The sequence below is a fragment of the Bradyrhizobium sp. ISRA464 genome (assembly GCF_029910095.1).
Lineage (GTDB): Bacteria > Pseudomonadota > Alphaproteobacteria > Rhizobiales > Xanthobacteraceae > Bradyrhizobium.
Genome location: NZ_CP094526.1, coordinates 7,677,035 through 7,699,234 on the forward strand (window position 1 = coordinate 7,677,035; position 22,200 = coordinate 7,699,234).

A 22,200-nucleotide genomic window follows, 5' to 3' on the forward strand; every position below is an offset into this window, starting at 1 on the left:
GATGGCCGGCCATCCTGTGGCGCATTGTTGGGGCGATCGTGGTTAATGGCGCGTTAAGGCGGCCGGCAGGCTTTTGGAGCGTTTTCGAGCGAAGTGGACACCGGTTTGCGTGAAGAAAACGCGTCCAAACAAGAAGCCAGGGCTTCGGTTCTGATTCAATCAGAACCGAAGCTCTCGCGGTGGATTTTCACCCGCGCGGCTGCTGACTCGTACTCCACAGCCGTTCGCGCCACGAGGTCGTCGACCGCAAGCACGTCGGTCACGCCGGATGCGGAATGCCCGCCGCTCCAGACATCGCGCCAGCGTTTGGGGCGGTTTTCGCGGGCACCGACGTCGATGTCTTTGCCGATGTCGATGGCGCCGCGCGCCGGCAGATTGTCGGGATCGAGCCCGGCGGCTTCGATCGATGGCCGCAGCATGTTGGTTTGCAGGCCCGTGAACGCCGTCGTCAGCAGGATGTCGTCGGCGGTGCTGTCGACCAGCATCTGCTTGTACCGCTCGTCGGCCATGCTCTCGCGCGTAGCGATGAACTTGGTGCCCATGTAGGCGAGATCGCAGCCCAGCGCTTCTGCTGCGCGCAGCGCATGGCCGTCGCTGATGCCGCCGGCGAGCACGATCGGGCCGTCGAAGAAGCCGCGCACCGCGCGCACGAACACGAACGGATTGAGCCAGCCGGTCTGCCCGCCGGCGCCCGCGGTCAGCAGCACGAGCCCGTCGGCGCCGGCCGCAACCGCGCGCTCGGCGTGGCGGATCGAGGCGACGTCGGCAAACACGAGCGCGCCGGCATCATGCAACGGGGCGAGCACCGGCGCGGGCGAGCCGACCGACGTGATCACCACCTCCGGCCGGTGCCGCAGCAGTACCGCGAGATCCTGCGCCAGACGCGCGTTGGAGCGATGCACGATCAGGTTCGGGCAGACCGGCGCCGCGCACTTTCCGCCGGCATCCGCATGCGCCTGCAGACGGCTCTCGATCTCGGTGAGCCAGGCATCGAGCTGTTCCGTCTCGCGGCAATTCACCGTCGGAAACGAACCGATCACGCCGTTGCGGCACGCGGCTACCACCAGCTCGACGCCGGACACCAGAAACATCGGCGCGGCGATCAGCGGCAGCCGAAGGCGATCGCGAAAGCGATCAAGAAGATCAGCACCAGACAAATTGTTTCTTCCCTGCATCATTGTGTTAGCGTTGCCGCCGACATTGGCACGACAGAAGCCAAACACAAGGCGGGAGGACGAACGACATGAGCAATCCGCTCTACGCATTTCCGGCGGCATGCGAGCAGACGCTGCGGGCGCTGGCGCGCTATCCGTCGCGGACGGCCTTCGCGTGGCCGGGCGGATCGCTCAGCTACCAGGGCGCAACCGATCTGATCGGACGGATGCAGCGCGTGTTCATGTCGCTCGGCTTTGCACCCGGCACCCGCGTGGCCTTCCTCACCGCCAACCGCGCCGACACCTGGTGCGCCGGCGTCGCCGCGCAATTGTCGCGGCTGGCCATCACCTGGCTGCATCCGCTCGGCTCGCTCGACGATCAGTTGTTTCAGATCGAGGACTCCGAGGCCCAGATGCTTGTCGTCGACGGCATCACCTTCCGCGATCGCGGCGGTGAGCTAGCGGCAAAGGCGGCCGGCCTCAAGACCGTGTTCACGCTCGGCCCGGCGAGCTACGGCGCGGACCTGTTGCGGGCGGTCGAGGCGGCCGGCAGCGCAAGCCCGCGCAATTTCGCTGATGCCGACGACATCGCGACGCTGAACTACACCGGCGGCACAACAGGCAAATCCAAGGGCGCGCTGCGCCATCATCGCGAATATGGCGGCTTCGCCAACGCGATCCTCGCCGACTTCGAGATACCCGACACGCCGCGCTATTTGACCGTGGCGCCGATCAGCCACGTCGCGGGGACGAAAGTGCTGCCGACGCTGATGCGCGGCGGCACCGTGCACATGCTCAAGGGTTTCGATCCCGAGGCCGTGTTCAAGACCATCGCGCGCGAGAAGATCAACTTCACGCTGTTCGTGCCGACCATGATCTACGTGATGCTGGATCATCCGGCGCTCCCCAGGACCGATCTCTCCTCGCTCGAGCTCCTGCTCTATGGGGCCTCCGCGATGTCGCCGAGCCGGCTGGTCGAGGGCATCGAGCGGATCGGCCCGGTGTTCTCGCAACTCTATGGCCAGACCGAGTGCTATCCGGTGTCGGTGCTGCGCAAGCAGGATCACGACCCGAAGACGCCGGAGCTGTTCCTGTCCTGCGGCTTCCCGATCGCCGCCTGCCAGGTGAAGATCCTCGATCAGGACGACCAGGAGGTCGCGACCGGCGAGGCTGGCGAGATCTGCGTGCGCGCCAGCCACGTGATGGCCGAATACTGGAAGCGGCCCGACATCACCGCGGAAACGCTGAAGAACGGCTGGCTGCATACCGGCGACATCGCGCGCATGGACGAGCGCGGCTACATGTTCATCCTCGATCGCAAGAAGGACATGATCGTCTCGGGCGGCTTCAACATCTTTCCGCGCGAGGTCGAGGACGTGCTGTCGCAGCACGCCGATGTCGCGATGGTCGCGGTGGTCGGCGTGCCCGACGACAAATGGGGCGAAGCCGTCACAGCCGTTGTGGTGGCGCGCGACGGCGCGAGCCCGAATCCGGACGAGCTGATCGCGCTGGTGAAGGCGAAGAAGGGCTCGGCGCATGCGCCGAAGCAGGTCCAGTTCGTCAAGGAGCTGCCGATGACCGGCGTCGGCAAGGTCGACAAGAAGGTGCTCAAGGCCGCCTTCTGGTCCGGCCGTGACCGCATGGTGGGCTGACACTGTCAGTCTTGCCCCCGCACCCTGAGAGACTGTGACGCTTTGCACCACCGTCATTGCGAGGAGCTCGCGACAAAATTGCAAAGCAATTTTGCGCTGAAGCGACGAAGCAATCCATACTACCGCGCGTTTGGAGAGATGGATTGCTTCGCTCGCAATGACGTGGATGGAGCAGTGCGCACCATCTCATCCGGAGGAGGCCGTGTTGCGGCCTTCTCATGGATGACGGGAAGAGCTTAGGGTGAAGGGGAGAGGGCGCCAGACGACGGCGAGAGCGGGCGCGCCGGTTCCGGACGCCCGGCGGCACCCTGCCCCAGCACCTGATCGAGCCGCTCGCGCAGCTGATCCTGGTCGTAGGGCTTTGCCAGCCGCGGCAGGTCGACCTGGATGCCTTCGGGCAATTCGGCGTAGCCGGTGGCGAGCAGGACGGGAAGCGCCGGCCGGACCTCGCGCGCGACAGCCGCCAGCTCGATACCGGTCATGCCGGGCATCATGTGATCGGTCATCATCAGGTCGATCGGCTGTTCGCTCCGGAGAATTTCCAGCGCATGCGGCCCGGAGCCGGCGCCGATCACGTGATGACCGAGGTCCTCCAGCATCTCCGTGGTCGACATCGCAATCAGCGGATCGTCGTCGACGAGCAGGATCACCGCCGAGCGTTTCATCTTCTGCAGCGCAGGAGCGGGACCTTCCAGTTCGGGCGCGGCGGTGGCAACCGGGAGCACGAGCGTGGCGGTCGTGCCCTTGCCGACCGCGCTCGCAAGCTGCAGCGCGCCGCCGAGCTGTACGGCCAGCCCATGCACCATGGACAGGCCAAGGCCGGTACCCTTCCCCACCGGCTTCGACGAGAAGAACGGCTCGATCGCCCGCTTCAGGACGTCGGGCGGCATGCCGGTGCCGGTGTCGACCACGGACAGTTTCAGGTAATTGCCGGGCTGCAGCGACGGATCGTTCCTGGCGTTGCACGCCGCAAGCCTGATCTCGATCGCGCCGCCCTCCGGCATCGCGTCGCGCGCGTTGATCGCCAGGTTGAGGATCGCAAGCTCGACCTGGTTGGTGTCGACACGGGCCGGCGGCAGTCCCTCGGGAATGTTCAGCCGCAGCGTGACGCGCGGCCCCAGCGAGCGCTCGAGCAGGTTGCTCATGTCGCGCACCAGCGTTCCGAGATCAACCGGTACCACGCGCAGATCCTGTTGCCGCGCAAATGCGAGAAGCCGCTGGGTCAGCGACGCGCCGCGCTGGGCGCCCTGCAATGCGCCCTCGACCAGGCGATGCAGGCGCGGATCCTCCGGCAGCCGCTTGCGCAGCAGATCGAGATTGCCCATCACCGCCATCAGCAGGTTGTTGAAGTCGTGCGCGACGCCGCCGGTGAGCTGGCCGATCGCTTCCATCTTCTGTGCGTGGCGGAGCTGCTCCTGCGCCCTTTCGCGCGCGGCGACCTCCTTCATGAGATCGGCGGTGCGCTGCTCGACACGCTGCTCCAATGTCGCCGTCAGCTCTGCGAGCGCCGTGCGTTCGGCGGCGAGCTGTGCCAGCAGCGCCTCGCGCTCGATCTCCGCGGTCTTGCGCGCGGTGATGTCCGAGCACACGCCGACCATCGACTTGATGCCGCCATCGGGCCCGCGCACCACGCGGGCGCGGACATCAACCCAGTGCTGGCTGCCGTCGGGCCAGGTGTTGCGGTACTCGATCTTGTAGTCCGCCCCGGTCTGCAGCGTATGCTCGACGATCTCGCTACGGCGTGTGCGATCGTCGGGATGAACCGCGTCCAGCAGATCCTGGTAAGTGAAGGGCTCGTCGGGCCCGCGCCCGAAGAAGCGCTTGCAGGTTGCCGAGGCCTCGAGCTCGAAGTCGGGCAGATGCAGCTCCAGCGCACCGAGATGGCCGGCATTGAGCGCGGTCTGCAACAGGCTTTTGCTCTCGGTCAGGTCTTCGAGGATCGCGCGGGTCTCGTACTGGCGGCGCCGGCCGCGCACCGCCGCGGCCACCAGGCTCACAAGGGTTGTCGGATGGAACGGACGCTCGACGAAGGTCACGTTGCCGAGCTGCCGGCCGAGCCGCGCCGCTTCCGGATTGCGCTCGGGCCCGCCGGCCTCGCTCATCAGCACGATGGGGAAATCCGACCACGAGGGCTGCTCGTTCAACCAGCGCACGAGGTTGGCGAGGTCGGCCTGCCTGATCGCCTCATCCGCAATGATCGCGAGGCCCGCGCCGCTTGCGATCTGGCGCTCCAGCTCGGCGAGATCGCCGCAGATGTTGGCGTAGTAGCCGGCCTCCTTGATCAGGTGGGCGGTCCTGGCAGCGTCCCGCTCGCTCGCGCCAAGGATGACCGCGCGTTCCGAGGACGGGCCGGGCTTCACCGCGGCTGCCCTTCCGATTGCACCGCTTGGGGGACCAGCGTCATATCGCAAAGCCGCTCGGCCCCTAGGACCAGGATGACGGCGGTGAGATCGACACGTGTCATGGGGCCCCCTTACGGGGAGCGAAACTCGTTTGTGCCGCCAACCGTTCCAGGCGCGCGGGATTAATTTTCGGGACAGACCGACCGCAAGGGCGTGCGCCGCCCCGCCCGCTCCTGTAAGCCGGGGCGCCGGTTCAGGCTAGCGCCGCTCGATCACCAGGCTCTGGATCGCCTGGCCGAAATAGCCGCGCTGGTCGGCAAGCCGCGACATCGCGAGCCCGGCACCGTCAGGCCCGACCCAGGATTCGCCGTCGAGCAGGATCCAGTCGCCGATCGGCTCACGCGCCAGGCTCACCGTGAGGTCGGCATTGATGAAGGTCCACTGGCTGAAATCCAGCACCGGCGAGGTGCCGTTGGAGAAGTCCGAGGCGACCACCGCGCGCATCGCCTGCGAGACGGCAGCGCCTGCGATCAGCGGATGGTCGACGCGGAACCAGATCGCGCCAGGCCCCAGCTCGCCGAAACGGCCCCGCGCGGCCCGCATCGAAATGCATTTCACGAACGGACTGCTGGCCAGATTCCCCGGCTCGACCATGCATTGATCGGGGGCCGGCAACCCGACCGGGAGGTCGGCGATCCCGTGCGGCAACTCCGCGGTCTGCTGCTTGATCTTCAGGACGCTGGCCGAGACCACGACGACGCCGTCGGCCTTCAGCCTGACGCCGCAGAGCTGGATCTTGCGGCCCTCGCGCAGGACCCCGCGCTCGACCGTCAGCGGCGCCACCGGCACGGGACGCATCAGATCGATGGTCACGCGCGCAATGCGCATCGGCACGGGGGTGGGAATGGCTTCGGCGGCCCAGACCACGAGCGCCGCCGGCGCGGAGCCGTGCTGCATCCGCGGATCCCATGGACCCGCGGCGTCGGGACTGGTGACGACGCGATCGCCGTCAACGCGAAAGATCGGCTCCATCAAAGCATGATCCGGAAAAGTGTGGTGCGGTTTTCCGCGCGACAAACGCGATGCGTTTGCGCGGGGATCATGCTCAAACAGAAAGCCAAAGCGCGATGGTTCATTCTGAGCATCGCGCTTCAGGCCAGCGCCGGATCGACCGCTTCCTCATATTCCTTCTTGAACCGCGCGATCAGCTCGGCCGCCGGCACCACCTTGGAGATGCTGCCGACGCCCTGGCCAGAGCCCCAGATCTCCTTCCAGGCCTTCGGCTTGGCGCGCTCGCCGGAAGCGTCGGTGCCGAAGCTCATCTTCGAGGGATCGGAGGTCGGCAGATTGTCCGGGTCCATGCCGGCCGCGACGATGGAGGGCTTCAGATAGTTGCCGTGCACGCCGGTGAACAGGTTGGAATAGACGATGTCCTCGGCGGACGAATTGGTGATCATGGTCTTGTAGCCCTCGACCGCGTTCGCCTCCTGCGTCGCGATGAAGGCCGAGCCGATATAGGCGAAGTCGGCGCCGATGATGCGCGCCGCGCGGATCGCGCGGCCATTGGCGATGGTGCCCGACAGCGCGATCGGCCCGTCGAACCACTGCCGCGTCTCGGCCACGAAGGGGAACGGCGAGATCGTGCCGGCATGGCCGCCGGCGCCGGCCGCGACCAGGATCAGGCCGTCGGCGCCCTTCTCGATCGCCTTGTGCGCGAACTTCTGGTTGATCACATCATGGAAGACGATGCCGCCCCAGCCGTGGACGGCCTGGTTGAGCTCCTCGCGCGCGCCGAGCGAGGAGATGATCATCGGCACCTTGTGCTTCTCGCACAGCGCCATGTCGTGATCGAGCCGGTTGTTGGACTTGTGCACGATCTGGTTCACCGCGAACGGCGCCGAAGGCCGCTCCGGATGGGCCTTGTCGTAAGCGGCGAGCTCTTCCTTGATCCGGTACAGCCACTCGTCGAGCAATTCCGGCGGCCGCGCGTTCAGCGCCGGGAACGAGCCGACCACGCCGGCCTTGCACTGCGCGATAACGAGGTCGGGCACCGAAATGATGAACAGCGGAGACCCGATCACGGGAATCGACAGGCGGCCCTTGAACAGAGCAGGCATGGACATTGGAAGCGGATCCTTCGGGTTGCCGGGACGAAATGTACTTATGGCCTCGAGATGCCGGCCATCATACCAACAAGGCAATCTTTCCAGTGTCAAGTATTGCGTTTTGGCGCTGCGAAATGGATGACAAAACCTCATCCCGGCGCAGTGATTTTCCGAGAGATCTGCTGGTATCCCAGGCTCAGGTCAGCCGCTTTATTGGCAGAGCGCCCGTGTCACGAAATTTTCGGTCTTGCAGTCGTTCGGGCCACGCTTGTGGCCCGGCAGATAGACCAGCGGCGAACACTTCTCGGAGGCGTCGGTATCGAGGCTCTTGCCTTCCTTGAACCCCTTGCTCTGGCACAGCCTGTCGGCGCCGATCTTGCAGTCCGGCGCGCCGTTCGAGGCCACCACGCAAGCCGCGCGCCCCGTGACCATCGACGAGGGACGCGCGATATCCGACAGATCGTTCATGGTCTCGCCGGGGCTCTTCAGCGGCAGGATCGATTTCGACTTCTCGAACAGCTTTCCGATTTCGTTGATCAGCCCCGGATTCTCGCGCTCGACCGGCGCAGGCGGCACTTCGATCGACTGCGGCGGCTGCGCCGCGGGCGGCAACGGTTGCTGCGCCGAGGGCTGCACGCCGAGCGCAGGCGCCGCGGCTTGGGCCCAGCCTCTGTCGATCGTCGCCATGACCATCGACAAGGCAAGGCCTGCCATCACCACGCGCGCCCTGGCAAGGTTCAGCCTGGCAGGATTCAGCAGGTCGTCGATTCCATCAGCCATCAGGGCCAACGTAACCCGAAGCCAGCGATCGGCAAAGCCGACGAACCGCTAAATCAGCTTGAATGCGACAACAAAGCCCAGCACCAGCACGATCGCGCCGATCGCGACCCAGGTGCCGAGCCGCTTCTCCAGCTCCTTGCGGATGAAGTCGCCATAGCGGTTGAGCAGCACCGCGACGAAGAAGAAGCGCCCGCCGCGTGCGACAATCGAGCACAGGATGAACAGCCAGATGTTGTAGCCGGCGAAGCCCGAGGTGATCGTCACGAGCTTGTAGGGGATCGGCGTCAGCCCCTTGACCAGGATGATCACCGCGCCCCACTCGGCGTAGGACGCGCGGAATGCGTCGACCTTGTCGGAGAGTCCGTAGAGATGGATCAGCCACTGCCCGAGCGAGTCGTAGAGCAGCGCGCCGATCGCATAGCCGAGCACGCCGCCGGCAACCGACGCAATCGTGCATACGGTCGCGAACCACCACGCCCGCCGCGGCTGCGCCAGCGACATCGGCAGCAGCATGATATCCGGGGGTACGGGGAAGAAGGAGCTTTCAGCGAAGGCCACGCCAGCGAGAAGCCACAGCGCGTAGGGCTTGTCGGCGGCGTCGATGCACCAGTCGTAAATCCGTTTCAGCATAGGCGCGATGAACCATCATGGAGCGCATTTGTCCATGCCGGGAATTGAGTTGATTTTCGGGCGATTTAGGACTGCCGCTTGCGCAGGCGGTTTTCCAGCGCGACAATCCGGCGCCGAACGACCGGAACGGGTGCGGTTTTGGGCAGCTTGACCGGCGACTTCGGCAGCTTCTCGGCAATCCCGAGCAGGCGCTCGCGCCGTTCCATCTCCCGCCAGACGTCCTCCGGCTTCACGCCGGCTTCGGCCCACACCACGGTCAGGTTATACAGCAGATCGGCGCTTTCGCGGACCACGGCATCGGACTTGCCGCCAAGGGCGTCGATCACGACCTCGATGGCTTCCTCGGCAAGCTTCTTCGCCATCTTGGCCGGGCCGCGTCGAAACAACCGTGCCGTGCGCGACGTTGCCGGATCAAGATCCCTGGCCGCGATCACCGCCCGATAAAGCCGCTCGATCGAATCACCCATGTTGCGAGCCTAGTCGAAACGCGTCGCCAGCGTGTTAACGGCGCGCTCGACGACGAAAAAATCCACCGGCCCTGCGGCCGGTGGATTCGATTCTTCTGTGACAGTTCTACGAAACGCCGCCGGTCAAACGTCAGTACGGCGTATAGGGCAGTTGCGACCGGCGCCCATAATAGCCGTGATAGCCGTAATACGGTCCGCCGCCGTAATAGACCGGGCCGCCATAATATGCGGGACCTCCGTAATACCCCGGGCCGCCGTAATAGGCGTAGGAATCTTCGTAGTAATCGCGGCGGTTTTGGGCGGCGATGATCGCAAGCCCGGTGCCGACGATGCCGGCGAAAGCGGCTGCCGCCGCTGCACCACCACCGCCACCACCACGATAGTGTCGGCGACGCGCGCTGATATCGGTCGCGCCGCTGGTCCCGTGCGACGTGGTCGCCGCGGCAGCCTTGCCCGCCGGAGCCGAGCCCGCGAATGCCATCGTCGGCTCAACGGCCGTCAACGCCACCGCAGCGACGGTTGCCAGCGTGGCTGCGCGGCCAATCGACGAAAAAACACCCTTTCGCGCTAACATTGCAGTCATCCTTTGTGGAAGCCGGCCCGACGGGCAACGGATAGCTAACCATTGCTTCTAGATTAGGTTCCGCAAACCGAATGCAAGCTGAACGAGCTCCGGCAAAGTGTCATGGCAGTCATCGGCCATTCAGCTTGCATGGGGCAGAATGTCTGCAAATTGACGCTTTAAAGTGATGTTTGCCTTGGCGCATTCGGTGCCATGAAACAGGCGCGGGCGCGGCACTTTGTCTCGCCTCCCGGAAGTCGTGATGCACGTAAGTCGGACCACCGTTCTCCGCTTGATGCTGGCTGGTGTGATCGGCCGCGCGGGCGGCGTGTGGCCCGGCACAGTGCCGCTGCGCGCCGCAAGCAATCCGCCTCCGCCGGCCGCCGTCCAGTTCACGCTCGACCGTCCGCTCGATGCCGCCGCGGCCCCGTTCGTGATGGCAACCGCAGGCGGACTGTTCAGCGCCGAAGGCCTTGCGGTCACTACCAACATCGCCACCAGCTCGGCGGATGCGATCGCGCGCGTCGCCGACGGCGCGAGCGACTTCGCGCTCGTCGACATCAACGCGCTGATCCGGTTTCGCGACAAGCCGGGCACAGCGCCCGTGAAGGCGGTGTTCATGCTGTTCAACCAGGCGCCCTATGCGATCGTGGCGCGCAAGAGTCGCGGCATCAAGGCGCTGTCCGACATCGAGGGCAAGAACCTCGGCGTGGCCGAGGGCGACCTATCGATCCGGCTGTGGCCCGCGATCGCCAGGCAGAATGGCATCAAGCTCTCGAGCGTGAAGCAGAACTCGATCAGCGCCGCGGTGCGCGAGCCGATGCTCTCCGCCGGACAGGTCGATGCCGTCACCGGCTTCTCCTATCTGTCGGCGATCAATTTGCGGGACCGCGGCGTACCGGCCGACGATCTCGCCGTGCTGCGCTTCGCCGATTATGGCTGCGAGGCCTATGGTTTCGCCGTCATCGTCAGCCCGCGCTTCGCTGCGGCAAAGCCGGACGCTGTGAAGGGCTTCGTGCGCGCGGTGATCGGTGGCACCACCCTCGCTATCAAGGACCCTGCCCGCGCCGCGGCCGAGGTCGTGAGCCGGATGGACGGCGGTTCGCGCGAGCTCGAGCTGGAGCGGCTGCGTGCCATCATCCGCGACAACATCCTCACCGGCGAGGTGAAGCGCATCGGCCTCGGCGGCATCGAGCCGGCGCGCTTCGAGCGGTCGATCGACCAGCTCGCGGAGGATTTCAAATTCCAGAAGCGGCCGCACGCCTCCGACATCTTCGATGAGTCGTACCTGCCGCCGCGCGACGACCGGCTGATCAACTGAGCCCTCACCCTATCCACGTCATTGTGCGAACGCGCGCCCGATGACAGGCTCCGCGAAGCAATCCATTGTCACCCAACGCAAAGCAAGATGGATAGCTTCGTCGCTTCAGCGCAAAATTGCTTTGCAATTTTGCCGCGAGCTCCTCGCAATGACGGCATGCATGGGCTCACACCCCCTCCAGACGAGGTCGATGGAGTTGGATAACGCCAGGATGTAGCCATCGCCCGCTGGCCCTCCACCGCGAACCCTGATTAAATTGCATTCCGCCTGATCGGGTGGGTCGGTCGCTCAAGGGTCCCGCCGGCATGTCCATGCTCCGCATCTATACCCGCGTCCTCGAACTGCTCGGCAAGGAGGCTCGGCTCGGCTGGATTCTCGCCGCCGCCAATTTGCTGCTCGCGGGCGCGCAATTCGCCGAGCCGGTGCTGTTCGGCAAGATCGTCGACGTGCTGTCCGGCCGGCCGGTGACCGGGATGTTCGCGACCACCTCGCCATGGCCGCTGCTGGGGGCCTGGGTGGTGTTCGGCCTGTTCACGATCGGTTGCAGCGCGGTCGTCGCGCTCCAGGCCGACCGGCTGGCGCATCGCCAACGCCAGGCGGTGCTGACCGATTATTTCGAGCACATCCTGCAGCTGCCGCTGACCTTCCATTCCGGCACCCATTCGGGACGGCTGATGAAGGTGATGCTGAACGGCACCGACGCGCTGTGGCGGCTCTGGCTCAGTTTCTTCCGCGAGCATTTCGCCGCGATCATGTCGCTGGTCGTGCTGCTGCCGCTGTCGCTCTTTATCAACTGGCGCCTTGCCATCCTGCTGTTCGCGCTCTGCGTCGTCTTCACCATCCTGACCACGATGGTGGTGCGCAAGACCTACGGCATGCAGAGCGAGGTCGAGGAATATTACAGCGACCTCTCGGCGCGCGCCTCCGACGCGCTCGGCAACGTCGCGCTGGTGCAGAGCTTCGTACGGATCGATTCCGAGGTGCAGGGGCTGCGCTTCGTCGCCGACAAGCTGCTCGCCGCGCAGATGCCGGTGCTGTCGTGGTGGGCGCTCGTCACCGTGATCACCCGCGCGTCGACCACGATCACGGTGCTCGCGATCTTCACTGTCGGCATCGCGCTGAACACCCAGGGCCTGACCACGGTCGGCGAGATCGTGATGTTCGTCTCGTTCGCCACCATGCTGATCCAGAAGCTCGAGCAGGTGGTGAGCTTCATCAACAACGTGTTCATGGAAGCGCCGCGGCTGAAGGAATTCTTCGACGTGCTCGATGCGGTGCCGGCGGTGCGCGACCGGCCGGGCGCGGTCGACCCAGGCCGGCTCTCCGGCCTGGTCGAGTTCAACGATGTCTCGTTCTCCTACGACGGCAAGCGCCCGGCCATCGAGGATCTCTCCTTCACCGCGCTGCCCGGCCAGACCATTGCGCTGGTCGGACCGACCGGTGCCGGCAAGTCCACCGCGATCGCGCTGCTGCATCGCGCCTTCGATCCGCAATCCGGCATCATCGAGATCGACGGTATGGACATACGCGCGCTGAAGCTGACCGCGCTGCGACGGAATATCGGCGTGGTGTTCCAGGAGGCGCTGCTGTTCAACCGCTCGATCGCCGAGAACCTGCGTATCGGCAAGCCTGACGCCACCGATGAGGAACTGCGTACCGCTGCGGGGCGCGCGCAGGCGCTTGATTTCATCGAGCGCAGCGAAAAGAAGTTCGACACCCATGCCGGCGAACGCGGCCGCATGCTGTCGGGCGGTGAGCGGCAGCGGCTGTCGATCACGCGCGCATTGCTGAAGGATCCGCCGATCCTGATCCTGGACGAGGCGACCAGTGCGCTCGACGCCGTCACCGAGGCCAAGGTCAACGCTGCTCTCGATGAAGTGATGAAAGGACGTACCACATTTGTGATCGCCCACCGCCTCTCCACGATTCGCCATGCCACCCGCATCCTGATGTTCGACCAGGGACGCGTGATCGAAAGCGGAACTTTCGATGAACTGGTGGCAAAAGGCGGGCGTTTTGCTGATCTCGCGCGTGCCCAATTCATGGTTCAGGAACAGCAACGCGCCGATCTCGAGGTACCATAATTTCGGCCTTCCAATTGAGGCAGCTGCCGAAATTCAGCCGATTTCGTCCACGATTTAGTTGGGCGGGCTCTGTTCTCCGCTGGCAAGCCGGTATAGGGTTTGCGTCGCCGCATCGCGGCCCCCGGACACGCTTGAAACCCGAACGTCACATCGTAAAGACCTCCTGTTGAAGGCGGGTCTCAAAGGACCGGAACCGGACTCGTGCATTTCCTCCGCCTGTTGCGCAACCCGTCGTTGAAGTGGATTCTTGCTGTCGCGCTGCTCGCCGTTGCGACGCCACGCACGGCGCAGGCCGAGGCGCTGCTGCTGATCGAGGCCGACAGCGGAAAGGTGCTGCAGGCCGACAATGCGACGATGCCCTGGTATCCGGCATCGCTCAGCAAGCTGATGACGGCCTACGTGACGCTGAAGGCGGTGAAGGAAGGCCGCGTGTCGCTCGACACGCTGCTCACGGTGTCGCCGATCGCAGCCTCGCAATCGCCCTCGAAGATGGGCTTCCGGCCCGGCACGCAGGTTACCGTCGACAACGCGCTGAAGATGATGCTGGTGAAGTCGGCCAACGACATGGCCGTGGTGCTGGCTGAAGGCGTCGGTGGCTCGATCGACGGCTTCGCGGCAATGATGAACCAGACCGCGCAGAAGCTCGGCATGACGCAGACGAGCTACGTCAACCCGAACGGCCTGCCGGCCGACGGCCAGATCACCTCAGCGCGCGACATGGCGATCCTCGCCCGCGCCATCATCCGCGACCTGCCGGAATACGAATATTTCGTCCACATCCCCTCGATCCGCTTCGGCCGCCGGATCACGCAAAACTTCAACAAGCTGATCGGCCGCTATCCGGGCGCCGACGGCTTCAAGACCGGCTTCATCTGCGCGTCCGGCTACAATCTCGTGGCCTCGGCGACGCGCGACGGCAAGCGGCTGATCGCCGTCGTGCTCGGCGCCTCTTCGGGCCGCATGCGCGCGGTCCGCGCTGCGCAGCTTTTGGACCGCGGCTTCGCCGGCAACGGGCTGGCATGGCTGCGTCCCTCGCTCGGCACCGTCGAGAACCTTGCGCCGATCGACGCCTCGCCGCCGAACCTGCACGACGAGATGTGCGGCCCCAAGCGCAAGCGGCCCGCCAGCGACGAGGACGAGGACACCGTCGCCAGCAGCGCCGGCAGTTCGAGCACCAACGGCGAGAGCGGCATGACCTTCTTCGCCGCCGGCCTGCAGGCAGCGATGCCGAAACCATCCGAGCTGCTGGGGCTGCCGGCTGCACCATCGGAGCCGGTCGTGGTCTATACCGGTCCGACCAAGACCGGCGCTGCGTTGGCCGCTGCGGTCGAAGCCGACAGCGAGAAGATGCAGCCCGCTGTCAAGCGCGGCAAGCGCACGCGTGTCGTCATCAAGGTGGACAAGAAGTCCGACACGGCGGCTGATGCCAAGGGTGATACCAAGAAGGACGGCAACAAGTCCGACAGCAAGCAGGCCGCAGCCAAGCCGGTGCGGCACGCCAACGCGAAGCCGGACACCGCAGCCGCTAAGCCGGCCGCCGCAAAGCCGGCAGCCGCAAAGCCTGGCGACAAGCAGGCGGCCGCAAAGCCCGCGGCGAAGCCGAAGGCCGCCACGAAGCCGAAGAGCGACGCCAAGCAGCCGGCCGGCTAGCCGCCCCGGCCATCTCCTTATCCAATGCGTCGATAGCGCGCAGCGGCTTGCCATTGGCCGCGGCATTGCTCAATACTGCCGAAAACAACGCGGCCAAGCCCGGAAAAGCCGGAGACGAATCCGGGAAAAGCGGCAAGTCATGAGAGGGGAATGACCAAAATGGAGCGCATCTGGCTCAAGCAGTATCCGGCCGGCGTGCCCGCCGATATCGACGTCACGCAGTATTCCTCGCTGGTCGAGCTGCTGGAGGAAAGCTTCACGAAATTTGCCGACCGCAAGGCTTTCATCTGCATGGACAAGTCGATCACTTATCGTGACCTCGACCAGATGTCGACGGCGCTCGGCGCCTATCTGCAGAGCAAGGGCCTTCAGAAGGGCGCGCGCGTCGCGCTGATGATGCCGAACGTGCTGCAATATCCGATCGCGACCGCTGCGGTGCTGCGCGCCGGCTATGCCGTGGTCAACGTCAATCCGCTCTACACGCCGCGCGAGCTCGAGCATCAGCTCAAGGATTCCGGCGCCGAGGCGATCATCGTCCTGGAGAATTTCGCCACCACCGTGCAGAAGGTGCTCGCCAACACCTCCGTCAAGCACGTCATCGTCGGCAGCATGGGCGACCTGCTCGGCTTCAAGGGCGTGATCGTCAACCTGGTGGTGCGGCGCGTGAAGAAGATGGTGCCGGCCTGGTCGATCCCCGGCGCCGTCACGTTCAACGACGCGCTCGCGGCCGGACGCGGCATGAAGCTCAACAAGCCCGCGCTCACGCGCCAGGACGTCGCCTTCCTGCAATATACCGGCGGCACCACGGGCGTTTCCAAGGGCGCCACCCTGATCCACCAGAACGTGCTCGCCAACGTGCTGCAGAACGACGCCTGGCTGCAGCCCGCGCTGAAGAAGCCGCCGCATGTCGAGCAGCTCTTCATCGTTTGCGCGCTGCCGCTCTACCACATCTTCGCGCTGACCGCCTGTTACCTGCTCGCGGTGCGCGCCGGCGGCGTCAACCTCTTGATCCCGAACCCGCGCGACATGGCGGGCTTCGTCAACGAGCTGTCGAAGTATCAGATCAACAGCTTCCCGGCGGTCAACACGCTCTACAACGGCCTGTTGAACACGCCCGGCTTCGACAAGCTCGACTTCTCCAAGCTGAAGACCTCGTTCGGCGGTGGCATGGCGACGCAGAAGCCCGTCGCCGAAAAATGGCTGAAGGTGACCGGCTGTGCGTTGTCGGAAGGCTACGGCCTGTCGGAGACCTCGCCGACGCTGACCTGCAATCCAGCCGATACCGACAAGTTCTCCGGCTCGATCGGACTGCCGGTGCCCTCGACCTGGCTGTCGATCCGCGACGATGACGGCAACGAGCTGCCGATCGGCCAGGCCGGCGAGATCTGCGCCAAGGGCCCGCAGGTGATGGCCGGCTACTGGAACAGGCCGGACGAGACCGCGCGCGTGATGACCGCGGACGGCTATTTCCGCACCGGCGACATCGGCGTGATGGACGAGAACGGCTTCACCAAGATCGTCGACCGCAAGAAGGACATGATCCTGGTTTCCGGCTTCAACGTCTATCCGAACGAGATCGAGGAAGTGCTCGCGAGCCATCCGGGCGTGCTGGAATGCGCCGTGATCGGCGTGCCCGACGCGAAGTCCGGCGAGGCGGTCAAGGCGTTCGTGGTCAAGAAAGACCCGAACGTCACCGCTGAGGACATCATCAAGTTCGCCGCCACCCAGCTCACCGCCTACAAGGTGCCGAAGCAGATCGAGTTCAGGACCGACCTGCCGAAGACCAATGTCGGCAAGATTCTGCGCCGCGAGCTGCGCGACGAGAAGAAGGCCGCGGCGTGAGACGAGCGCCGCGGGCGTCGAGCGATGACTGACGCGCGGCTCGCGACAGCGGCCGACGTCCTCGCGTTCTGGCGTGAGGCCGGACGCGACCGCTGGTACAAGCGCGACGACGCCTTCGATCCCGAGATCCGCAACCGCTCTCTCGCAACCTGGGAGAAGGCGGCTGCGGGCGGATTGTCCTCATGGGAGGCGAGCGACGACGGCGCGCTGGCGCTCACCATCGTGCTCGACCAGTTTCCGCGCAACATGTTCCGCCAGGACGCGCGGACCTATGCGAGCGACGCGCTGGCGCGCAAGGTCGCGGGCCGCGCGATCGAGCGCGGCGTCGACGGACGGATCGATCCGCTGTTGCGCGAATTCCTCTATCTGCCCTTCATGCATTCGGAGCATCTGGCCGACCAGCAGCGCTGTGTTGCGCTGATCCAGCAAGCCGGCGGCCATCCGGACAACCTGAAATATGCCGAGGACCACGCCGACATCATCCGCCGGTTCGGCCGCTTCCCGCACCGTAACCTCATCCTGGGCCGGCCGACGACGCCGGAAGAGCAGGCTTTCCTTGATGCGGGAGGATTTTCCGGCTGATGACGGAACAGTGACCAGCCTCCGGCATTGCCGTTCTTCCACCAGCTCGTATTGTGCCGTGCGACCGCCGGGGTTAAGACAGTTCCGCTTCACCGAGGGAGAACAACGATGACGATCAAGGTTGGCGACAAGCTGCCGGAAGCCAAGTTTCGCGTGATGACCGCCGAAGGGCCGCAGGTCAAAACCACCGACGATATCTTCAAGGGCAAGAAGGTCGCCCTGTTCGCGGTGCCCGGCGCCTACACCGGCACCTGCCACAAGATGCACCTGCCGAGCATCTTCCTCAACGCCTACGCCATCAAGAACAAGGGCGTCGACACCATTGCGATCGTTTCGGTCAACGACGTCTTCGTGATGAACGCCTGGAAGCGCGACACCGACCAGCGCGACGAAGCCGTCTTCCTCGCCGACGGCAATGCTGACTTCACCAAGGCGATCGGCATGGAGCTCGACGCCTCCGCCAACGGGCTCGGCATCCGCTCCAAGCGCTACTCGATGCTGGTCGAGGACGGCATGGTGAAGAAGTTCAACCTCGAGCCCGCACCGGGCAAGGTCGAGGTCTCCGGCGGCGACACGCTGCTCGGGCAGCTCTGAGTTGAACGCCACGCGCACACTGTCGTCGCCCGGCTTGACCGGGCGACCCAGTACGCTGTGGCCTCCGTTTTGAAAACCACCGTCTCTCGAATACTGGATCGCCCGCCTTCGCGGGCGATGACAGTTTTGGGAGTGCGTTAGCGGGGAATCGTAGGATGGGTAGAGCGCAGCGAAACCCATCACCTTCGTGCCGCGGACTGAGATGGTGGGTTTCGCTTCGCTCTACCCACCCTACACCTAGGGACGCAGCGACGCCCTACAACTCCTTCAGCCGCGCCATCGCGACGCCCTCGCGCGCGAGCTGATCCGCGCGCTCGTTCTCGGCGTGGCCGGCGTGGCCCCTGATCCAGTGCCAGCGCACCTCATGCGGCTTCAGCGCGGCGTCGAGCCGTTGCCAGAGCTCGACATTCTTGACCGGCTTCTTGTCGGCGGTACGCCAGCCGTTGCGCTTCCAGCCATGGATCCAGCCGGTGATGCCCTGGCGAACATACTGACTGTCGGTCGTGAGGTCGACGACGCAAGGCTTCTTCAACGCTTCGAGCGCCGAGATCGCCGCCATCAGCTCCATGCGATTGTTGGTGGTGTGCGGCTCGCCGCCCTTCAATTCCTTCTCGACGTCGCCGAATCTGAGGATCGCGCCCCAGCCGCCCGGTCCGGGATTTCCGGAGCAGGCACCGTCGGTGAAAACAGTGACATGCGGCTTTTCGCTCACGCCACGCATCCTGCCGGCGTGATGCCATAGTCGTTGAGACCAGCGACATTCTGCTGGAAGCGCAGCTTGCGGACATATTCCAGTGGGTCCTTCGGCTGCACCAGCGCGCCTTCCGGCACGTTGAGGAAGTCGACGAGGCGCGTCAGCAGGAAGCGCATCGCGGCCCCCCGCGCGAGCAGCGGCATCGCGGCCTCCTCGGCGGCCGACAGCGGCCGTTCGCGGCGATAGGCATTGAGCAACGCGCGGGCCTTGGTGACGTTGAAGGAATGATCCGCCTCGAAGCACCAGGCGTTCAGGCAGATCGCGATGTCGTAGGCCAGGATGTCGTTGCAGGAGAACGGGAAGTCGATCAGCCCCGACACCTTGTCGCCGAGGAAGAAGACGTTGTCGGGAAACAGGTCGGCATGGATGACGCCGACCGGCAGGTCGGTCGGCCAGCTTGCTTCGAGATGATCGAGCTCGCGCGCGACGAAGTCGTGCAATCCCACCTGGACGCTGTCGGCCCGCGCCGCGGCGAGATCAAATAGCGGCCGCCAGCCGGAGACCGACAGCGGATTTGTCCGCACCAGCGGAAAGTCGCGGCCGGCAAGATGCATCTTCGCCAGCGCTTGGCCGACGCCCGCGCAATGCGTCACGTTCGGCCGCCGCGGCCATAGCCCTTCGAGGAAATTGATGACCGCCGCCGGCCGGCCGGCGAGCCGGCTATAGACCTCGCCCTTACGATTGCGCGCCGGCTGCGGGCACGAAACGCCGCGCTCGGCGAGATGCGCCATCAGCGACAGGAAATACGGCAGGTCGTCTTCCGCCACGCGCTTCTCGTAGAGCGTGAGGATGTAGGCGCCCTGGCTCGTGTGCAGCAGGAAGTTCGAATTCTCGACGCCTTCGGCGATGCCCTTGTAGGAGAGCAGTTCGCCGATGTCGTAACTTTTGAGGAATTCCGCGAGCTCTTCGGCGGCGACGTCGGTGTAGACCGCCATATGGTTTATTCCGCGACGGCAGCGTCAGGCCGCAGCGAACGCGGCAGCGGGAAGAACTCGTTCTCTTCCGCAGCCGAGACCGTCTCCACGTGAAGTTCGTAGCGTTCGGCGAAGGCGCCCATGATCTCCTCGACGATCACCTCCGGCGCGGACGCGCCCGCGGTGATGCCGAGGCTCTTGATGCCTTCGAAGCGCTTCCAGTCGATGTCGCTGGCCCTTTGGGCAAGCACGGCAATGGGGCAGCCCTCGCGCTCGGCGACCTCGCGCAGACGCTGCGAGTTCGACGAGTTCGGCGCACCGACCACGATCAGGGCATCGACCACCGGGGCCACCTTCTTCACCGCGAGCTGGCGGTTGGTGGTGGCGTAGCAGATGTCTTCCTTGTGCGGACCGTTGACGTTCGGGAAGCGCTCCTTGAGCAGCGCCACGATCTCGGCGGTGTCATCGATCGACAGCGTGGTCTGGGTCACAAAGGCGAGGTTGTCCGGGTCCTTCGGCGTGAAGGTTTTGGCGTCCTCGGCGGTCTCGATCAGGGTCACGGCCCCCGCCGGGAGCTGGCCCAGGGTGCCGACCACCTCTGGGTGGTGCGAATGCCCGATCAGAAGGATTTCACGGCCGCGCTTGAAATGGATCGCCGCCTCGCGGTGGACCTTGGTCACCAGCGGGCAGGTTGCGTCCAGCGAGAAGAAATTGCGGGCCTTGGCTTCGGCAGGAACCGATTTGGGAACCCCGTGGGCCGAGAACACCACCGGCGCGTTGGTATCGTCGGGGATTTCGGCCAATTCCTCGACGAAAATCGCGCCTTTCGTCTTCAGGCTGTCCACCACATACTTGTTATGGACGATCTCGTGCCGGACATAGACCGGGGCACCATAGATCGTGAGCGCCCGTTCCACCGTGTCGATGGCACGAACAACCCCGGCGCAGAAGCCACGCGGGGAACAAAGCACGATTCTAAGGTCGGGTTTTTTCGCTGACATGAGGCCATCTCGGGACCGGATCACCCCTCGCCGCCGGGCGGGGAACGGCCAATTCGGATAAGGACTTGGGACTGCTTTCAGGCGCTGTCAAGGCGATTTTGCTGGCCCATTGCGCCATTCCCCCCTGAGGGCTTATATAGGGCCAGAATTCCCGTCATCGCCGATGACTACCAGCTTCGCCTCGACAGAGGTGGGCGAAGCATAAAGGAGATTTGCCATGAGCAACGCACCGCTGATGCCGAAGGCGACTGCCGTGTGGTTGGTCGACAATACCGCTTTGACCTTCGATCAGGTGGCCGATTTTACCAAAATGCACCCCCTCGAGGTGCGCGCAATCGCCGACGGCGATGCCGCCCAGGGCATCAAGGGCATGGACCCGATTTCCAACGGCCAGCTCACCCGCGAGGAGATCGAAAGGGGCGAAAGCGACCCGAACTATCGCCTCAAGCTTCAGGAGAGCAAGGTGGTGCTGCCGGCCGCGGCCAAGAAGAAGGGCCCACGCTACACCCCGGTGTCGCGTCGCCATGAGCGGCCGAGCGCCATCCTGTGGCTGGTGCGCAACCACCCCGAACTGAAGGACGCGCAGATCATGCGTCTGGTCGGTACCACCAAGACCACGATCGCGAGCGTGCGCGACCGCACCCACTGGAACGCCTCGACGCTGACGCCGATGGACCCGGTGACGCTCGGCCTGTGCTCGCAGATCGAGCTCGATTTCGAGGTGCAGCGCGCCGCCAAGGAGAAGCCGACCACCACCGTCTATGGCGGCGCCACGCTGCTGCCGGCCTCCGAGACCACGCGCAAGGATCAGCCCGACTACGAGCCGGCCGAGAAGCAGCACGACGATCTCAACGTCGACGCCGTGTTCGCCAAGCTCAAGACGATCGGCGGCAAGAAGGCCGACGACGAGGAAGAGTAAGCGCGAACCACGCGATCGATCGCGGGACTACGAAGCGCGGCAGGGCAACCTGCCGCGTTTTTGTTTGCGCACAAGCGGCGCCAGGAACACCACGAGAAGATGCGCCGACCTATGTCAGCCGAGTTCGATCTCGCCCGATATGTCATGAACGAGATTGACGCCGCCGATGGTCAGCACAACCTTCGCCGGAAGCTTCTCATTGCCTTTGAGCCGGCCGCTCGCGACGGCCTCGCGCACGGCCTTTTCGACTTCGCGCTGGGAAGTAATGCCGACCTTCTTGAGGAAACCGCGAAGGCTGGCGTTGAAAACGTCCTCGTTCATCATCGCCTCCTCTGACATCTAATGCACGTCCGGATGGTTCATCATGTATTCGCCGAGATCGCGCTGGCGGCGATCGGAGCGGGCCTCGGCGTTCTGGCGCTGGACGTCGCGATCCCTGCGGCAGGCGACATATTCGGGCGAGCCGACCTTCACGGTGCCGTTGGCCTGACAGTACTGATCGTCATCGCCCATGCTCTCCGCGACCGGCGAGTGGCCGCGCTCGAGGCAGCCTGCGAGCAGCGGCAGCGCAAGCAGCAAGGCGAAGGGCGCGCGTGCGGAAATCGTTCGCATCCGTTGAGTCCGTATCTTGTGGCGACGTAACGTAAGAGACCGGGATGACCCGGCAATCCAACAAAATCAAGACGGTTTTGCTTCTGGATGCGTTTCGACGACACGAATTGAGAGATGATGCCCTACAATCATCTCGTCCGCGGCTTACCCCTCTCCCCAGCCCTCCCCCGCAAGGGGGAGGGCTGGGGAGAGGGGTGGCCGCGCGGCGTGATCTCTCAGATGCGGCCTCGCTTCT

The 22,200-nt window shown here is 65.0% G+C and carries 21 protein-coding genes; 8 read left to right on the forward strand and 13 right to left on the reverse strand.

Annotation, left to right across the window (positions count from 1 at the left end):
• Positions 1-155 precede the first annotated feature (155 nt).
• Positions 156-1,178: a nitronate monooxygenase gene (locus MTX19_RS35510; protein WP_280981359.1), complete on the reverse strand. Its 1,023-nt coding sequence runs from the start codon at positions 1,176-1,178 to the stop codon at positions 156-158.
• 65 nt (positions 1,179-1,243) lie between these two features.
• Here MTX19_RS35510 and MTX19_RS35515 point away from each other — a divergent pair, with 65 nt between their 5' ends.
• The gene (locus MTX19_RS35515) at positions 1,244-2,806 is read left to right on the forward strand and encodes an AMP-binding protein (protein ID WP_280985712.1); all 1,563 of its coding nucleotides are present in this window, start codon (positions 1,244-1,246) and stop codon (positions 2,804-2,806) included.
• Positions 2,807-3,042: 236 nt separating this feature from the next.
• Here the strand turns inward: MTX19_RS35515 and MTX19_RS35520 are convergent, their stop codons facing one another.
• The 7 genes from MTX19_RS35520 to MTX19_RS35550 all read right to left on the reverse strand — a co-directional run bounded on the left by MTX19_RS35520 (position 3,043) and on the right by MTX19_RS35550 (position 9,704).
• Complete coding sequence (locus MTX19_RS35520; RefSeq protein WP_280981361.1) at positions 3,043-5,166, reverse strand: hybrid sensor histidine kinase/response regulator; 2,124 nt, start codon at positions 5,164-5,166, stop codon at positions 3,043-3,045.
• Positions 5,167-5,406: 240 nt separating this feature from the next.
• The gene (locus MTX19_RS35525; protein ID WP_280981362.1) at positions 5,407-6,180 is read right to left on the reverse strand and encodes a thioesterase family protein; all 774 of its coding nucleotides are present in this window, start codon (positions 6,178-6,180) and stop codon (positions 5,407-5,409) included.
• Between the two features lie 119 nt (positions 6,181-6,299).
• Complete coding sequence (locus MTX19_RS35530; RefSeq protein WP_280981363.1) at positions 6,300-7,271, reverse strand: nitronate monooxygenase family protein; 972 nt, start codon at positions 7,269-7,271, stop codon at positions 6,300-6,302.
• A gap of 192 nt (positions 7,272-7,463) precedes the next feature.
• Positions 7,464-8,033, reverse strand: a complete 570-nt coding sequence (locus tag MTX19_RS35535) for a hypothetical protein (RefSeq protein WP_280981364.1) — start codon at positions 8,031-8,033, stop codon at positions 7,464-7,466.
• Between the two features lie 48 nt (positions 8,034-8,081).
• Positions 8,082-8,663, reverse strand: a complete 582-nt coding sequence (locus MTX19_RS35540; RefSeq protein WP_280975615.1) for a YqaA family protein — start codon at positions 8,661-8,663, stop codon at positions 8,082-8,084.
• Between the two features lie 65 nt (positions 8,664-8,728).
• Entirely contained in the window at positions 8,729-9,130 is a 402-nt protein-coding gene (gene hisE / locus MTX19_RS35545) for a phosphoribosyl-ATP diphosphatase (RefSeq protein ID WP_280981365.1), read from the reverse strand.
• 130 nt (positions 9,131-9,260) lie between these two features.
• Positions 9,261-9,704, reverse strand: a complete 444-nt coding sequence (locus tag MTX19_RS35550; RefSeq protein ID WP_280981366.1) for a hypothetical protein — start codon at positions 9,702-9,704, stop codon at positions 9,261-9,263.
• 250 nt (positions 9,705-9,954) lie between these two features.
• Here MTX19_RS35550 and MTX19_RS35555 point away from each other — a divergent pair, with 250 nt between their 5' ends.
• The 6 genes from MTX19_RS35555 (at position 9,955) to MTX19_RS35580 (ending at position 17,765) form a co-directional block, all read left to right on the forward strand.
• Positions 9,955-11,013, forward strand: a complete 1,059-nt coding sequence (locus MTX19_RS35555; protein WP_280981367.1) for an ABC transporter substrate-binding protein — start codon at positions 9,955-9,957, stop codon at positions 11,011-11,013.
• Positions 11,014-11,318: 305 nt separating this feature from the next.
• A complete protein-coding gene (locus MTX19_RS35560; protein WP_280981368.1) occupies positions 11,319-13,097 on the forward strand; it encodes a glucan ABC transporter ATP-binding protein/ permease in 1,779 nt (592 codons plus the stop codon).
• Positions 13,098-13,298: 201 nt separating this feature from the next.
• Positions 13,299-14,747 (forward strand): D-alanyl-D-alanine carboxypeptidase family protein, encoded by a 1,449-nt coding sequence (locus MTX19_RS35565; protein WP_280981369.1) that lies wholly within the window; start codon positions 13,299-13,301, stop codon positions 14,745-14,747.
• 159 nt (positions 14,748-14,906) lie between these two features.
• Positions 14,907-16,589: a long-chain fatty acid--CoA ligase gene (locus tag MTX19_RS35570; protein ID WP_280984990.1), complete on the forward strand. Its 1,683-nt coding sequence runs from the start codon at positions 14,907-14,909 to the stop codon at positions 16,587-16,589.
• 24 nt (positions 16,590-16,613) lie between these two features.
• On the forward strand, positions 16,614-17,171 hold the full coding sequence (locus tag MTX19_RS35575; RefSeq protein ID WP_280981370.1) for a DUF924 family protein: 558 nt from the start codon (positions 16,614-16,616) through the stop codon (positions 17,169-17,171).
• Between the two features lie 108 nt (positions 17,172-17,279).
• A complete protein-coding gene (locus MTX19_RS35580) occupies positions 17,280-17,765 on the forward strand; it encodes a peroxiredoxin (RefSeq protein ID WP_280981371.1) in 486 nt (161 codons plus the stop codon).
• A gap of 256 nt (positions 17,766-18,021) precedes the next feature.
• Here the strand turns inward: MTX19_RS35580 and rnhA are convergent, their stop codons facing one another.
• From rnhA to ispH, 3 genes are read right to left on the reverse strand one after another with little or no spacing between them, the layout of a single operon-like run.
• Complete coding sequence (rnhA, locus tag MTX19_RS35585) at positions 18,022-18,486, reverse strand: ribonuclease HI (RefSeq protein WP_280981372.1); 465 nt, start codon at positions 18,484-18,486, stop codon at positions 18,022-18,024.
• Positions 18,474-19,454 carry a homoserine kinase gene (locus tag MTX19_RS35590; RefSeq protein WP_280981373.1) on the reverse strand — a complete coding sequence of 327 codons (981 nt, stop codon included), beginning with the start codon at positions 19,452-19,454 and terminating at the stop codon, positions 18,474-18,476. The genes rnhA and MTX19_RS35590 overlap by 13 nt, the downstream gene beginning before the upstream one ends.
• Before the next feature lie 5 nt (positions 19,455-19,459).
• Positions 19,460-20,434 (reverse strand): 4-hydroxy-3-methylbut-2-enyl diphosphate reductase, encoded by a 975-nt coding sequence (gene ispH, locus MTX19_RS35595; RefSeq protein ID WP_280985713.1) that lies wholly within the window; start codon positions 20,432-20,434, stop codon positions 19,460-19,462.
• 217 nt (positions 20,435-20,651) lie between these two features.
• Between ispH and MTX19_RS35600 the strand changes: the two genes are divergently transcribed.
• Entirely contained in the window at positions 20,652-21,353 is a 702-nt protein-coding gene (locus MTX19_RS35600; RefSeq protein ID WP_280975605.1) for a cell cycle transcriptional regulator TrcR, read from the forward strand.
• 114 nt (positions 21,354-21,467) lie between these two features.
• On the opposite strand, the gene MTX19_RS35605 is transcribed toward MTX19_RS35600, so the two are convergent.
• Together MTX19_RS35605 and MTX19_RS35610 are read right to left on the reverse strand one after the other, a co-directional pair.
• Positions 21,468-21,674, reverse strand: coding sequence for a DUF6494 family protein (locus MTX19_RS35605; RefSeq protein WP_280975604.1), 207 nt, complete (start codon positions 21,672-21,674; stop codon positions 21,468-21,470).
• Positions 21,675-21,692: 18 nt separating this feature from the next.
• Complete coding sequence (locus MTX19_RS35610; protein WP_280975603.1) at positions 21,693-21,965, reverse strand: hypothetical protein; 273 nt, start codon at positions 21,963-21,965, stop codon at positions 21,693-21,695.
• Positions 21,966-22,200: the final 235 nt, after the last annotated feature.

Coding starts and splice junctions, on each gene's coding strand:
- MTX19_RS35510 (WP_280981359.1), bottom strand. CDS start 1,178: ATGATGCAGGGAAGAAACAATTTGTCTGGTGCTGATCTTCTTGATCGC.
- MTX19_RS35515 (WP_280985712.1), top strand. CDS start 1,244: ATGAGCAATCCGCTCTACGCATTTCCGGCGGCATGCGAGCAGACGCTG.
- MTX19_RS35525 (WP_280981362.1), bottom strand. CDS start 6,180: ATGGAGCCGATCTTTCGCGTTGACGGCGATCGCGTCGTCACCAGTCCC.
- MTX19_RS35530 (WP_280981363.1), bottom strand. CDS start 7,271: ATGTCCATGCCTGCTCTGTTCAAGGGCCGCCTGTCGATTCCCGTGATC.
- MTX19_RS35535 (WP_280981364.1), bottom strand. CDS start 8,033: ATGGCTGATGGAATCGACGACCTGCTGAATCCTGCCAGGCTGAACCTT.
- MTX19_RS35540 (WP_280975615.1), bottom strand. CDS start 8,663: ATGCTGAAACGGATTTACGACTGGTGCATCGACGCCGCCGACAAGCCC.
- hisE (WP_280981365.1), bottom strand. CDS start 9,130: ATGGGTGATTCGATCGAGCGGCTTTATCGGGCGGTGATCGCGGCCAGG.
- MTX19_RS35550 (WP_280981366.1), bottom strand. CDS start 9,704: ATGTTAGCGCGAAAGGGTGTTTTTTCGTCGATTGGCCGCGCAGCCACG.
- MTX19_RS35555 (WP_280981367.1), top strand. CDS start 9,955: ATGCACGTAAGTCGGACCACCGTTCTCCGCTTGATGCTGGCTGGTGTG.
- MTX19_RS35560 (WP_280981368.1), top strand. CDS start 11,319: ATGTCCATGCTCCGCATCTATACCCGCGTCCTCGAACTGCTCGGCAAG.
- MTX19_RS35570 (WP_280984990.1), top strand. CDS start 14,907: ATGGAGCGCATCTGGCTCAAGCAGTATCCGGCCGGCGTGCCCGCCGAT.
- MTX19_RS35575 (WP_280981370.1), top strand. CDS start 16,614: ATGACTGACGCGCGGCTCGCGACAGCGGCCGACGTCCTCGCGTTCTGG.
- MTX19_RS35580 (WP_280981371.1), top strand. CDS start 17,280: ATGACGATCAAGGTTGGCGACAAGCTGCCGGAAGCCAAGTTTCGCGTG.
- rnhA (WP_280981372.1), bottom strand. CDS start 18,486: ATGCGTGGCGTGAGCGAAAAGCCGCATGTCACTGTTTTCACCGACGGT.
- MTX19_RS35590 (WP_280981373.1), bottom strand. CDS start 19,454: ATGGCGGTCTACACCGACGTCGCCGCCGAAGAGCTCGCGGAATTCCTC.
- ispH (WP_280985713.1), bottom strand. CDS start 20,434: ATGTCAGCGAAAAAACCCGACCTTAGAATCGTGCTTTGTTCCCCGCGT.
- MTX19_RS35600 (WP_280975605.1), top strand. CDS start 20,652: ATGAGCAACGCACCGCTGATGCCGAAGGCGACTGCCGTGTGGTTGGTC.
- MTX19_RS35605 (WP_280975604.1), bottom strand. CDS start 21,674: ATGAACGAGGACGTTTTCAACGCCAGCCTTCGCGGTTTCCTCAAGAAG.
- MTX19_RS35610 (WP_280975603.1), bottom strand. CDS start 21,965: ATGCGAACGATTTCCGCACGCGCGCCCTTCGCCTTGCTGCTTGCGCTG.